Annotated in this window: 10 protein-coding genes and 1 CRISPR repeat array; of the genes, 2 read left to right on the top strand and 8 right to left on the bottom strand. The window is 36.5% G+C overall.

The window, feature by feature from the left end:
* Positions 1–49 precede the first annotated feature (49 nt).
* The gene (locus GA0061080_RS04155; protein ID WP_091121564.1) at positions 50–1,228 is read left to right on the top strand and encodes a hypothetical protein; all 1,179 of its coding nucleotides are present in this window, start codon (positions 50–52) and stop codon (positions 1,226–1,228) included.
* Between the two features lie 118 nt (positions 1,229–1,346).
* A CRISPR array of direct repeats spans positions 1,347–1,794; the repeat unit is 28 nt; unit sequence TTTCTAAACTGCCTATACGGCATTGAAG.
* Positions 1,795–1,931: 137 nt separating this feature from the next.
* Here GA0061080_RS04155 and cas6f read toward each other — a convergent pair.
* From cas6f to cas1f, 7 genes are all read right to left on the bottom strand, one after another.
* Positions 1,932–2,501, bottom strand: coding sequence for a type I-F CRISPR-associated endoribonuclease Cas6/Csy4 (cas6f, locus tag GA0061080_RS04160; RefSeq protein WP_091121568.1), 570 nt, complete (start codon positions 2,499–2,501; stop codon positions 1,932–1,934).
* 5 nt (positions 2,502–2,506) lie between these two features.
* Entirely contained in the window at positions 2,507–3,517 is a 1,011-nt protein-coding gene (gene csy3, locus GA0061080_RS04165) for a type I-F CRISPR-associated protein Csy3 (RefSeq protein ID WP_091121571.1), read from the bottom strand.
* 35 nt (positions 3,518–3,552) lie between these two features.
* Positions 3,553–4,476 (bottom strand): type I-F CRISPR-associated protein Csy2, encoded by a 924-nt coding sequence (gene csy2, locus GA0061080_RS04170; RefSeq protein WP_091121574.1) that lies wholly within the window; start codon positions 4,474–4,476, stop codon positions 3,553–3,555.
* Positions 4,476–5,852: a type I-F CRISPR-associated protein Csy1 gene (gene csy1, locus GA0061080_RS04175; protein ID WP_091121577.1), complete on the bottom strand. Its 1,377-nt coding sequence runs from the start codon at positions 5,850–5,852 to the stop codon at positions 4,476–4,478. The genes csy2 and csy1 overlap by 1 nt, the downstream gene beginning before the upstream one ends.
* 74 nt (positions 5,853–5,926) lie before the next feature.
* The gene (locus tag GA0061080_RS04180; protein WP_091121580.1) at positions 5,927–6,250 is read right to left on the bottom strand and encodes a hypothetical protein; all 324 of its coding nucleotides are present in this window, start codon (positions 6,248–6,250) and stop codon (positions 5,927–5,929) included.
* A gap of 392 nt (positions 6,251–6,642) precedes the next feature.
* Positions 6,643–9,966, bottom strand: a complete 3,324-nt coding sequence (gene cas3f, locus GA0061080_RS04185; protein ID WP_091121583.1) for a type I-F CRISPR-associated helicase Cas3f — start codon at positions 9,964–9,966, stop codon at positions 6,643–6,645.
* Positions 9,963–10,916: a type I-F CRISPR-associated endonuclease Cas1f gene (cas1f, locus tag GA0061080_RS04190; protein WP_091121585.1), complete on the bottom strand. Its 954-nt coding sequence runs from the start codon at positions 10,914–10,916 to the stop codon at positions 9,963–9,965. Before cas1f ends, cas3f begins: the two co-directional genes overlap by 4 nt.
* Positions 10,917–11,209: 293 nt before the next feature.
* On the opposite strand from cas1f, the gene GA0061080_RS04195 reads away from it, so the two are divergent.
* Positions 11,210–11,638: a GFA family protein gene (locus tag GA0061080_RS04195; RefSeq protein WP_091121587.1), complete on the top strand. Its 429-nt coding sequence runs from the start codon at positions 11,210–11,212 to the stop codon at positions 11,636–11,638.
* Between the two features lie 50 nt (positions 11,639–11,688).
* On the opposite strand, the gene carB is transcribed toward GA0061080_RS04195, so the two are convergent.
* The gene (gene carB / locus GA0061080_RS04200; RefSeq protein WP_091121590.1) at positions 11,689–14,904 is read right to left on the bottom strand and encodes a carbamoyl-phosphate synthase large subunit; all 3,216 of its coding nucleotides are present in this window, start codon (positions 14,902–14,904) and stop codon (positions 11,689–11,691) included.
* Positions 14,905–14,906 lie beyond the last annotated feature (2 nt).

The following is a 14,906-nucleotide window of genomic DNA, read 5'->3' on the forward strand; positions in this document are numbered from 1 at the left end:
TAAGTAAATTATCATAAAAATAAGGATTGATTTATCAAAGGATATTGTGATGCATCGCTGTTTTAAACATAAGAAAAATTATTTTTTTAATTTATTAAATAAACAAATTAAACGTGTTTTTACACGTTTCTCATTTATATTGTTAAAGTTATCTCCCAAAATCGTGTTGTTGACACTGTTGTTATTACCATATTCATGGAATTTACAGGCAACTATCAGTAAAAATTATCAAAAGAGTAATCGTAGCGATGCAATATTGATGACATCGCCAACTATAAGTTATGCTAGACCGGTTTTATTTTACGGGCTTTATAATGATGGATATGATGGACCACCTAATATATGGAGTACCGAGAAGGGGTTTTTAGTTCAATCAACTGATCCTGCATCATACGGTCTTAATTTTCCAACTACTGGCATGGATAGTTTATATTTTGATTTACTGATAGAAGGTGTTGATATAAATACATTGAAATGGGAGCCTGTTACTCATTCAGGAATAACAGCTACAGTGAAAACAGTCGTAGCAAAAGAATGGTGGATTCCTAATGAAGATAGGAAACTAGTAACTCGTGTAAAGTTAACAGGGCCAAAAGCAAGTGATGATCAAATACAGTCTAACAACCCTAACCCGTTGACCAAGCCCAATTTGCCACAGATATTTGAGTTAGTTGCTAAAGATATTTATGGTAATGAGGTGGTAAAATATGGATTTGAGTTGAAGCAATGGTTTGTCCCTCGTACAAAAAGAAGGGGATGCAATTCAACTTTTTATTATGATATCTTCCCTAAACAGGAAACTTGGTGTCGTAGCCTTGGTCGAGGCAAAGATCATGACCTTGAATATCGAATTGTAAAAGTGAAGGATTTGACTAATGCGGTTTGTAAAGATTATTTTCACTCATGTGACCAAGTAGGTCCCTCACCCGGTGCCACACCAGCATCACCGAGTAATCATTACCAACGTCAAATAGGAGCTGGGCTTATTGCGGAGTGGGGTAGTATGCAGGAATACAACAATGATGCTTTTAATCCTGTAACTTATCCTTATTTTTTAGATTCTTGTTCCTTTGATAAAATATGGGCTAGTGATACATTATCAGGCACCAATTTTAGATACTGGATTTCGGGGAATCAGGGTATGATGTTCACCGAAGATCCACCTGCTCCTGGTCAAATTGAATCATCTCCTATGGACGCTGTTGCTGTATGTGTTACTCCTCCTTAACCTTTATAGTGGGTAGCCCTTATAGGGGTTCTTAATATGGCAGTTAGCCAAAATAAAGCCCCTATGACATGTCATTAGAACCTTGGATATGCCATAGCATTGATAGGCAGCCTATTTATTTCTAAACTGCCTATACGGCATTGAAGATATCAACAATTCGTGATGAAATTGCGAGCATTTTCTAAACTGCCTATACGGCATTGAAGATGGGTATATCCCCATGCCTGCGCGAATTATTTTTCTAAACTGCCTATACGGCATTGAAGCTGCATCACTGATGCCTAAAAACTCACGGTCTTTTCTAAACTGCCTATACGGCATTGAAGACGATAACTTTAAACCAAGACTGTGTCTCGCATTTCTAAACTGCCTATACGGCATTGAAGTCAGTAGATATTTCAAATGTTTCGGTTGGTGTTTTCTAAACTGCCTATACGGCATTGAAGGCCAAAGCGTGAGTACATCTTACAAATGCAATTTTCTAAACTGCCTATACGGCATTGAAGGGTAAATTCAACGCAACAGTCAGAGGGGTAGCTTTCTAAACTGCCTATACGGCATTGAAGTAGAATTTTATCTCAATAGTGCCTTATTGTAAAAGAGCATACTGCACTTTTCCCAATTTTTACCCTTTTTTTGAGTCTATTTTAATATCAATAATAATCAATATGTTAAAATCATCCTCAAAAAAAGGGTTAGAAATTTAAAAATCAGGAACTGTTGCGGTTTGGCTTAGTCCATAGCTATTAAATGTGCCTTGCACTGGCTCTGGACGTTTTTCTTGCTTTAACCACAAAATAAATTTTTGACCTGTACTTTTACTATTCAAATGAAGATGTGGATATTGCAAATGAACGCTTCCCCACTTTTCAACCATTTTATTTTTCACTTCAGGTGTCCATTTACCTTGTGCAGTTAATCTTTTTTCGGCACGTCTTAACGCACTCTGACCTTTAGGATTAACACGACTCAAATGCAAATAGCCTTTTATCGTTGCCGGTACTGTTGTGATAGGCATCAATAAAGCATAATCACTAATCGATGATTTTTGCTGTATATCTGCTTTAAGTTTTTGCAATTCCTGCTCGGTACCAAATAGGCGAATTACTCCGCCTAATGTTCGGTGCACATTGTAACAAGGAAAACTAATTGCGATATTTCCTTGTTGATTAACCAAGATTTGGTGCAGTGACTGCATGACTTGATTAATCACGTCCACCTCAGTTATCTCAATTTGCGAAATAGCTCGCAGCTCTAAATAGTGTGAGTGCATATTATTTACTCCTTGCCACTAGCACCAAAGACACCACCACGAATTAATACCGCAATTACATAATGTTGTTGCTCAAGCAATGGTTTTTCACCTTTTAATACCCAATTATCAAATAAGGTATAAAAGTCTAATTTCTGTTTTGGTTGTCTAAAAGCATGCCCCATTGATGTCACCGAGCCATACGGTTCTATTGCTATTGGGAATTGAGCATTATCGTCATACCAAGTATCGATAGTTCGAATTGCATTGCTGATTTTTTGTGAATGCATGGCCGCTTGTTTGTTCTTCTCATACAATACTTTACTTTTAGTTTTGCCAGTATCTAGAATTAATTCTTGTGACGGGTAGACTTCTTGACCTAAGCCCATTTTCAATTTGGCTTCAACGTTAAAAATCACAAACTCTTTACCACATAATCCTGCTTCAATCAGTGTAGCAAGATCATTCACCGATTTATCATCATAATCAAATGAGTTCAGTTGATATTGTTTAACATCACTGACTTCAATCATTGATTTTTTATCATCTTTCCGAGTAATCGAAAGGCTAATTTGCTCTGCTGCCATACGGTTACGCCATAACCAACGGCCACTTAAGATATTAATAGCATAACGCTTAGCTAGTGCTGTCAATCCTTGCGTTTGAATATAACCCTGCGTTGTTTTTTCTAGTTCTTTTTGATATTCGATATCATTACATACTGATGGTTTACCTAAAAATGGCAACACTTTACAGCTCCATGTAACTACCAAAGTATCTTTATCGGCATCTAACGAAGCGACATCTACCGTTTGTAAATTTGGTTTTTGTATTTCAGCATCTAATTTGGTTGGATCGTTTGCCACTGCATTTTTAAGACGATTTGAAATAGTGCCTCGAACTGATTTTTCAGTAACTACAACAGGGGATAATTTATTGGTATCCGTACTACTTTGCTGTGCAAAAATTGCATCTGAAATATCAAAACTACGTTCAAAAGCAAGTACGCTTGCCGTTGTCATTTTATCTTTACTCATAATGTATTCCTTAATCTATAATTTTCTAAATTTACTTAATTAGTTTCTTGATTGATAATATAAATTTCTGCATCATTAGATTGCAATTCACTGCATTTATAACGCCAAAAAGCCTGTGATAAACTCTCTTTCAAGCGTAAAGGAAAGACCCATTTACCCAGCCCATAAATACACTCCACAAATTGTGTGGCATGCTCATTACTGCGCGCATGTTCAACCTTACCCGCTGAAAATAACGGTGAAATAGCTTGATAACCCAAATGTAAAGGAACAAGCCAACCACGACCTTGTTTAACCGATGTGGTTTGCCAGTGATCTTTTTCTTGTGGATGATGATGCAACATCGCTGTTTCAATCAGAGCATCAAGCGCTGTAGCATTAGGATCTTGTTGCTGTAATTCAGCAGTGATATCTTGTAAATCTTGTGGTGCTTCAACTAAAACAAATGCGGGTAATAGTAAATTAGCTAAATCAGCATCTGATTCATCAGAAGAAATTAACTTGACATCCCCAATAGATACTACATGACCGCCAGCTATACGTTGTTGGTAAAGTTTTTGTTTCATCTGTTGGATAAAAGCTTTCTGTTGCTCGGCGTCATATAATGTTTCTACATCTTCTATTCTCACTTCGATTAATAATGATACATCAAGATGTACTCGACCTTCTTCAATAATTGAACGAGTACTACCATTTTTAGCTAATGGATTGCGTGTTAATCGAAAAGTATAATCCGCATAGTTGTTTGACCGATAAACTTGTACATCACATTCATGACATGCAATTAACACACCATCTAAGTAAATAGGATTTTCTGATTCAATTTTACGACTTAAAGCATGAATCGCACCCAAAAAACCCGAAATAGCTGGAAAGCCATACGTTAATGGGCTAGAAATTGCATTAGCATTATGAATTTTGACATGATCAAAAAATAAATAATAATCTGGTAATGCCATTAAAAGATCCCCTCCCATTTACGTTGACTTGCTTTCACCGCAGATCGAAATTCACGGCGCCATTCACTAAATTCCGGATCGGCAAATTGTTGTTTAATATTTTTGAATTTTTCTTTTAAAATAGTTTGAATCCAAAAAGCAAATTGCTTTTCTAATTCTTGTTGCCAATCGCTTTGTTCATATCTTATTTTAAAATCGGTTTCGCCATCCAACCTGACTCGTTTTGGATCAAGCCAAAGTTGTTGAGTTAAATTTAGTGAGGATTCCCTACTCCAACCAGCCCTTTTGGTCATTTGGATATGCGCAACGAACTTAAGAATTAATGTTAAGATGACAAAAAAAGCCTCTTTTCTATTATTTCTCACAACAAAAACATTTTTTTTTGCTTCAACAGTATCAAATAATAACTTAAAACCATATCGACAATAATATTGAAATGAACTATTAAAAATGGTTTCTTGAAAATTTGTAATTGATGGAAACTGAGGTTTTTGAAATTTAGGTGGCATGGAAGGTAACAAAAAATTACGTCCTCCCTGATTACTGGTTAATTGACTTACTCCTTGGGGATTACTCCCTCCTAATTTAACCACCGCTAAATCTTGAAAAGAAAAATAAGATTGATGTTCAATATCTTTAATTCGTCGCTGTTCACGTGCTTTTTTATTTTCGTCTGAAAATCGGGATTGTACTTTTTGATAAACCAAATGACACAATGAACTAGGATGTAACGGAATTAACAATCGATAATTATTGTCTTGCTGTGATAAATAAGTTTGTTGGCTATTCGGCCAATAAATCTGCTTATTAAGCTCTGATGCTTTGGGATGTTCAAAATCACCAAAAATTGCTTTTTTAAAATTAGCTAAATAAAGTAATGCTTTTTGCTTATCATCGGAAAGTGCAGGTAAAACAGCTGGATGATTTTCCATAATTACTTGAAGGATTTTCTTTCCACCAACAGATTGATTAAAAAGAGAAAATATATCTAATGAAGCGGCGTTACCAGAGCTATCAAGTTCTAACAAGGATGGTGTTGCAGAAGATATAACTGTTTGATGGCTCAGTTTAGATTGGGTTGCAATGTTAACGTTATCTCCAGAGCTAGATGAATGAATACCTTTGCTTAAATGAGTTCCTATTGTTATCCACGAAATTCTTCTAGTTGCTGCATCTTCCATCCACGTTTCAAAATCAAACCGTTTAGCGAGTTCAGCTAGCTTTTGCTGAGCCTCATTCACTGCAACCTGATCGCCTAGCTCTTTTGCTTTTTCTAGCTTAGCGGTTTCGCTTTTATAATTACTATTATTGGCAAGCCGTTGTTGTAGAAAATCTAAAATTACTTTTCTTATATCTTGCCAAGATATGTTATCCATTGACCCTCCTTATATTTTTGTAAATTTAAAATAAAAAGGCTTATATCATCATCTATAAGCCTCTTAATTTAATACTATGCTGCTTTATATTTTAAATATAACTTCAATGAAGTTATCGCACTTTTGTTATAACACCATTCATTATAAGAATTAAGATGTCTATACTTAGATTGTTCAAGCTCTAATTTCTTAATCAAATATTCAACTTCTTTAATCGTCGAAATATTTAGAATTTTCATTATATCTTTAATCGAATAATATTTAGACTTCGCAGGTAATCCAATAATTAATTCATCATTAGCAGCAGGCGAATCAATAATGAATTTTTGTATTTGATTTAATAATTCTTTATCATAAGAAATTTGACGAGGTATAACAAAATATTTATTATTAGACATAGTATTTCTCCTTCATTTATGCCTAGGTTGAAATATGCTCTTATCAAATGACGTAAACATCGGATAAGAGCTTCTTAATATTTGTGAGTAAATCACGAAACAAAATATACACAACAAAAAAAGATGTGTCAAATTTTTATTAAAATAAAATATAATTTCATGGGTCATTTAAATTAAGATAAAAATAAATATCATGGGGAAATAAAAACCGCCTATGCGGCGGTGAGATTATTAAACTAAAACAAAATTTCATGTTTCTAAACTGCTTACACAGCAGTGCCATCAAGTATAAAAGAATTACCTCACTTTTACTAGCAACCATTATTCACCTGACGATATTTTGTCAAAAAGTTTCAGGTAACTATGTGTTTCAGTATAAAAACAATATTCTTTTATCCTTTCTTTTCATAAAATCCTAAATAAGGATGAAAATACCAACTGCTATTACGATATAAGCTTACGCTACAAAATTCATTCGCTAATCGATATGGCGTTTTATTTGGGAAATATTCGGTTATTTTTGCTATGGCTTGCTCGACACTATTAACCAACCAAGGTTGAATGTTAGGATTAGCAAATGACCAGTTTTTATATTCAATTATACTATTTTGTGTATCTTTACAGCACTCATCTGGTGTTTGCCATGCCACATCTGCATAGCTAAATTGATAATCCCCATCATCATCAAGTTGGCAAATATATTCATCTTGCGTGTGACCATCATCCCTAAATGGTGAAATTGCCTGTAAATGCACGCAATGGTGATGAGCTAAGCCTTGTTGCCAATAGCTGGTGACATAATTACTTTTACGGGCATTAATTGCAAAAAGATCTGCCATGACCTTATGCTCTAATTCAGCTAGCGTTAGCCCATCTTCAGGGCAAGACTTAATACGTGGAACCGCATCTATATTAACTAACTGATAAGCTGGGATTAGTTCATGGGTTTTATGGGTTTTCAGCAAGAATAATGACTCTTCTTCAAACCCCGGTTTAGTAAAACAGGCTTGATCAGTACGATACTTAGATTCAATTGCTTTTAAATTCGAGCCTAATATGGCTACATTGGCCTTTTGTGCAATTTTTTGTGGTCGGTGACGCCATACTCGCCCTACTAACTGAATAATAGAGCGCATGGATGATGGTTCGACAATCGCCCAATCATAATCGTGATCGCGCCCGACTTCGGTGACTGGTGTGCCAATCACAATAAAGATATGATTTTCTTTCTTGCTACCTTTTATAACTTGACAAATTTCAGGTTGGTTAAATAGTGCCTGTTCATCACTGCGATTTAAAATTCTATCAAGTTTTTCTTCTAATTGGCTACGCAATAACAGCAGTTGTCGAGCATGATAAACCACGATATGAAAAGCAGTATCAGTAGGTAACTTCTTTTGTGCATAAATTTGTTCTGTAAGTGAAATAACATCTTCTGTATGGGCAAAACGCATTAAACCGATACTTACCTTTTTTTGCAATTTTTTATCAATTTGATGATGATCTTGGTGAAATTGATAAGCTTGATCCAATAATTGTTTAGCTAGCACACCATAATTGATTTTTTGGTTTTCTGTTTTATTTTCTTGGTAATTTAGTAGATCTAAGATATGCCCTTGGCGACGAACTGCGCTTTGTGCTAATTGATGAATGCGCATTGCTACAAATTGTTGATGATGATCGCTAAACATTTTAGTATCAGCAATTTGTGATATCGACTGTTCATATTCATCAAACCAACCACATACAATGGCATTATTGGCATATTGGTTATTTTGATTCCAAATTTTTCGCCCTGCTTGGTAAGCATCAAATAATCCAGCAATTAAATCTGGCGTTAAGGTCGCCGATGACAGTAGTACTTTGCTCCCAAACAATCCAGCTAAATGGACTAAACGCGCCAGCGCTGGCAAGTCGTGTTGATCAAAATCATCTGGCTCATCTAAAATCAAATCTGAGGTTAACAATCTTAACGTTGGTGCAATATATTTACCGCCTCGGCTACATTCGCTAGCTTGAATAATATGGTCAATTGTACATGTCACAATAGGTGCATAAAGTAATTGTCGTGCTTTACTGTCTTCAATAATAGTACCTAATTCACAATCAGCAATACCACTTTCTGCGACATCAATATATTCATCAAGTAACGATTCGATAGATTCACTACCTTGGTTTTCTGATTTTTTTTGAGAATCGTTTTGTTGAATTTCTTCACTACTCAGTTCAAACAAGGTTTTTGTGGCTCGCCCACCCACTAAAATCGCCAGATGTTCATCACTTAAGTGTAATCTTTCTCTTAATGCTTTACCTGTTTGCAACGTTAAAACACGTAATCCCAATGCAATGGTAAAACGTACGCCCCGTTTTGGATTTGAAAGCGCATACATAATCCGCCCATTGGCTAAGGTTTTACCACAGCCAGTAGATGCCATATTAACACCAAAAAAGCCACATTCATCAGATAGTTGTTGATAACTTTTTGCTAAATCAAAAGCATGATTTTGCCATTGGAATCGTTTTATAGTTGTTCGTTTGGTAAAAGGTTTATGTTGATTGATTGCGGGTAATTCCGTGGTTATTTTAGGTAATAAACGAGCAAAACGGGCTGAAAAATTAGCAACACCGACCAAATGATCATCCAAACACTGTTTGGCTTCTTTTTGGTAATTTGTGTTGGCAATCAGTATTGCCCTATTTTTTTTTGCCTCGTCATTTGACAAAGATAAACTTGAGTAGTTATGATCAGCCACCATTAAGCTTAAACGTGAAATATGCAATAAAAACGCGTCAATATTAGACAATTGCATTAAGGGAACATGATTTAGGGCTTTGGTTGCATAACGGCTTAGTTTTTTCAGCCAAAGCTGGCTTAAGGTAATATCGCTCTTAAGCTGCCAAAAATCATCGGGCGAAGTATGCTGACTATGACTATTTTTAACCCACCCATCAACTGCATTCAATATTTTATAAAAGGTAGTTATTTTTAAGCCTGAGAGATATGAATCTTTTTCTTGTTTCTTTTTTTTATCACCATCTAATGAAGTCGTTAAAAACGGCATTCGATGATGCGACACAATGAGCCACGCAATCCATTGTGCCAATAACGGTAACTGCGTGAGATCATTTTTGTCGACTTTGGTTAGTTGCTGGTACCAATTAGGATTCTGTTGTCGATATTGATCAAAATGCGCTAATCGATCAAATAAGGCTTCGTTCGTGGTGCAGCCTTGAATCATTAATAAAAATAATTGTAACGAAATCCACTCATGTCGGTAAGGATCAGCCGCCACAGCCGTTTCTGCTCGTAATTTAGATTGAAAACCAATCGTTGCTTTGCCTAAATCATGAAGTAGTGCCGCTATGGTTGTAATTAATTGGATACTGGTTGCATATTGCCAACAATTTTCGCTGTCACTGCGTAAAATATTACGTTTAGTACGATTAGTTGGGACTCGTCCCTCTTGATTAAACTGACTGCGATCACCCACAATCCACAAAAGATCAGTTAAATTTTTGCCATGTGTCCAGTAACATGCAACAGCAGTATTTTTTCGTGCAGTTTTACGTAATAATTTATAGAGCGTTTGTAGCCCTGCTTCGGTCATTGGGCTTTGCCATGTTCGTTCACCGCAGCGCTCAGCGAACTGATCGATAATCCGCCTTGTTTCGGTTAAGGCATTTTTTTTGCATTGACTAACAAGTAAAATATTCATATTTGATCTGCTATCTGTTTTAAAGTATCAATAATCCTATCAAGTGCACCTAATTGAGCAAATTGCGCAATACATGCCATACGAAATTCTTTTTCACTATCGCCTTGTTTGGCTGATAAAAAGGCCTGAGGTAATACAATGCCATCTTTAATAATATCTGCCGCATCAAAAACTAATCCACCCCGGCGAGTTTTTCCGTGTAAAATAGCAAGTCCATGAGGGAGACCTAACACCCAACAAGCCGTTGCGCCAAGTCCATAGGCTAAATAGTTACCATGGTCTAAAAATTGATTAGCGGGATCATGACTCTTGCCTCGTGTGCCTTGTTCTCGTTTAAATTTATCATCTTGTAAGGTTAATTGATTTGCCATGCTATAAAGACGTTTGCTAATTCGCCCTTCTGCGGCTAAAAGTGCTTGGCTATTATCAACATCGGTAAATTGTTGTGTTGCATCAGTAAGAATATGCGTTAACTGCGTTTTATCAACATCCCAATCAAATTGCGGCCAACACTCACTAATAATATTAAGCCGTATTTGTTGCAATAATTTAGCTGCTTGTAATCGACGTTCATCATCAAACCAAAATTGACACCAGCTTTGTAGATATTCTGTCGGGCGATATTCACTTTGTGGCGAAAAAAATTGACAAGCGAATTCAGATTCGGTTGATGAAAATAGAGGCGTTCCGCCTCCACCACAAAAGCCAATCATAACGCCTGCCCGTGAAAGCTCTCGCACTGCCGCTTGCGTTAATGATGTTCCCGTGCCTAATAAAATACAGGTAGTATTAGCTATTGGGATATTCCAATATAACGATTGTTGACCTTGCTCAGTAACATACTCAACTCGCCCGCCATTAACCAAAACACGACAATGCTCTAAATAATAAATATTGGCTCGCTTGGAATGCATGATCGTTTTTAGATCAGAAGAATGAATCATATCCATAATGATAACTGATTAAATTAATTGAAATATAGCAAATAAATTAACATTATTTTATATTAAAAACGAGCATTTTATTGTCTATTACGAGCCTTTAAATAATTTATTATAAAAAATAAAGTTGTGAGTAAACTGGTTTATTGAATTATCCCTTTTTGATGTCATTTGACTCTAATTATTAGCTAGTTATTAAGTCAGTTCATTAGGCACAATTTCGTTAGTTGTATAAAATATATTGTGATATTCTAATTTTTACTATAGTAATAATTTAAGTTATTTTAAATAAGGAATCGCTTATGTCCATCCAATACCACGGATCATGTTTATGCGGAAAAGTAAAATTAACAGTCCCATTTGAAAATGCTCATTTAAGCGCTTGCCATTGTCAAACTTGTCGTAAATGGAACGCAGGACCACTAATGGCATTAGCGCATAATGGTGAAATTAATATTGAAGGACAAATAAATATCACCCATTATAATTCTTCTCAGTGGGCTGAAAGAGCGTTTTGTAAAGAATGTGGTACTCATCTTTATTATCACTTAAAAGGCACGCAACATTACTATATTGCAGCTTGGCTTTTTGATGATATCAAACAATTGGAATTTACAACTCAAGCCTTTATTGATAAAAAACCAAGTTGTTATGATTTTGCAAATCATACACATAATATGACTGAAGCAGACATTTGGGCAAAGGCAGCTAAGAATTCGTCAGAAAGTTAATTTAAGTATAAACTGTAAAAGACGAGCATTGCTCGTCTTTGTCTTTTTGATTACCAATAAAGTTTCTGTAATGGCGTTACTGTTTGTGCCGGATCGTAATCTAGCGCTACAGTTGTAGCATAGGCAGCATTTATCGTGGTATCGTAATGTACCTTATATTGAATGGCACTTCGACGCAATATTTTTGAGGCTTCAATAGCTGCTCGCCCAGAAGTGGTATTAAGAATATAGCTATATTCGCCATTTTTTATATGGTCATGGATATTTGGTCGCCCTTCGTTTTCTTTTTTTACGATTTGGCATGGTATTTTTGCTTGTTGTAATACCTTTGCCGTGCCAATAGTTGCATCAATACTAAACCCATGAGTAATTAATCGTTTAGCTATCTCTAACAACCTTACTTTATCTTGATCGCGAACCGATAATAATGCTTTCCCTGATTTTTTCATATTGGATAAACTACCCAACTGAGCTTTAGCAAAGGCTTCAGCAAAGGTTTTACCGATTCCCATTACTTCACCGGTTGAGCGCATTTCAGGGCCTAAGATTGGGTCGACGCCACTGAATTTATTAAACGGTAATACCACTTCTTTTACCGAATAATAAGGAGGAATCACCTCTTTAGTCACATTTTGCTTGGCAAGTGATTGCCCTGTCATCACGCGAGCCGCTATTTTTGCCAGTGGTAAACCTGTTGCTTTTGAGACAAACGGTACAGTACGAGCTGCACGAGGATTGATTTCGATCAAATAAATTTGATTATCTTTCACCGCAAATTGCCCATTCATTAAACCTTTTACATTGAGTTCAAGTGCTAATTGTTTGGCTTGCTGTCGTAGTTTGTCTAAAATATCTGCAGTTAAGGTGTGGGTTGGTAGTGAGCAAGCTGAGTCGCCTGAATGAATTCCGGCTTGTTCAATATGTTCCATAATGCCACCAATTAGGATTTGCTCACCATCAGCAATTACATCAATATCAACTTCAATTGCATCATCTAAAAAGTGATCAAGTAAGACTGGTGCATTATTTGATTCGCTTACTGCGGTTTTAAAATAACGCCTTAAATCTTGTTCATTATAGACAATTTCCATTGCTCGGCCACCTAATACATAAGAAGGTCTAACCACTAATGGATAACCTATTTTTTCTGCTTCAATGACTGCCTTGTTAATATCGGTCACTGTTGCGTTGACAGGTTGTTTTAATTTCAGTTTATCGACGACTTCTTGAAAGCGTTTACGATCTTCGGCTTTATCTATAGCATCGGGTGAGGTACCAATAATTGGTAGCCCTGCTGCTTCAAGCGCACGAGCAAGTTTTAGCGGTGTTTGCCCACCGTATTGCACAATAACACCATTTGGTTTTTCAACATGCGCAATTTCAAGCACATCTTCAAGCGTAACTGGCTCAAAATAGAGGCGGTCAGAAGTATCATAATCGGTTGAAACTGTTTCGGGATTACAGTTAACCATAATGGTCTCATAACCATCCTCACGCAGTGCCAATGCGGCATGCACACAACAATAATCAAACTCAATACCTTGTCCAATCCGATTAGGACCACCACCAAGGATCATAATTTTTTTACGGCTAAATTGAGGATTAGCTTCACACTCTTGCTCATAGGTTGAATAAAGATAAGCGGTATCTGTTGCAAATTCAGCCGCACAGGTATCAACACGTTTATAAACAGGGTGAATTTGATATTGATGACGTAAATTGCGAACAGCTTGTTCTGTGGTATTAAGCAGTTTGGCGATGCGTAAATCAGAAAAACCTTTACGTTTTAATTGCCATAATGTTTCTTGATCAAGTTGAGCAAGTGATTGTTTCTTTAGCTTGTTTTCAAGGTTAACCAACTCTTCAATTTGCACTAAAAACCAACGATCAATATTGGTTAGTAAAAAGATATCTTCTAAGCTGAATCCTGCCCTAAAAGCATCAGCAATATACCAAATTCGATCAGCGCCCGCTTCTTGAAGCTCATAACGAATTTGGGTGATATTTTTTTCATCAGTATAATTATCAATTTTAGGATCAAATCCTGAAGCGCCAACTTCAAGCCCTCGCAACGCCTTTTGCATTGATTCTTGGAAGGTACGCCCAATGGCCATCACTTCACCAACTGATTTCATTTGTGTGGTTAAACGATCATTACAACCAGCAAATTTTTCAAAATTAAAGCGTGGAATTTTGGTGACAACATAATCAATTGATGGTTCAAATGAGGCGGGGGTTTTTCCGCCTGTTATATCATTAGATAATTCATCAAGCGTATAACCGACAGCCAGTTTAGCGGCGATTTTCGCGATAGGAAAACCCGTTGCTTTCGAAGCTAAGGCTGATGATCGAGATACCCGTGGATTCATCTCAATAACAATTAATCGCCCTGTCTTTGGATCAACCGAAAATTGTACATTGGAGCCACCGGTTTCAACACCAATTTCACGCAGTACCGCAATCGAAGCGTTACGCATGATTTGGTATTCTTTATCCGTCAAAGTTTGTGCCGGAGCCACCGTAATTGAATCACCTGTATGAATACCCATTGGATCGAAGTTTTCAATTGAGCAAACAATAATACAGTTATCATTTTTGTCTCGCACCACTTCCATTTCGTACTCTTTCCAGCCTATCAATGATTCATCAATAAGTAGTTCATTGGTTGGCGAAAGATCAAGTCCTCGAGTACAAATTTCGTCAAACTCTTCGGTATTATAAGCAATACCGCCACCGGTGCCCCCCATGGTAAATGATGGACGAATAATGCAAGGAAAACCGACTTGATCAAGAACGGCGTAAGCTTCTTTAAGCGAATGAGCAATCCCTGAGCGAGCGGTATCAAGACCAATTTTTTTCATCGCCTCATCAAAGCGTTTGCGATCTTCGGCTTTATCGATAGCATCGGCTGTTGCACCTATCATTTCAACATTAAATTCTTTCAATACACCTTGTTTTTCAAGCTCTAATGCACAGTTTAATGCTGTTTGACCGCCCATGGTTGGTAAAATGGCGTCTGGCCTTTCTTGTTCAATAATCTTACGAACGCTTGTCCAATGAATGGGTTCAATATAAGTGGCATCAGCCATTTCAGGATCTGTCATGATAGTGGCTGGATTAGAGTTAACTAAAATAACACGATAACCTTCTTCACGCAGCGCTTTACAGGCTTGAGCACCAGAATAATCAAATTCACATGCTTGACCAATAACAATTGGGCCAGCACCAATAATTAATATACTTTTTATATCTGTTCGCTTAGCCATGA

The sequence above is a fragment of the Gilliamella intestini genome, from assembly GCF_900094935.1.
Lineage (GTDB): Bacteria > Pseudomonadota > Gammaproteobacteria > Enterobacterales > Orbaceae > Gilliamella > Gilliamella intestini.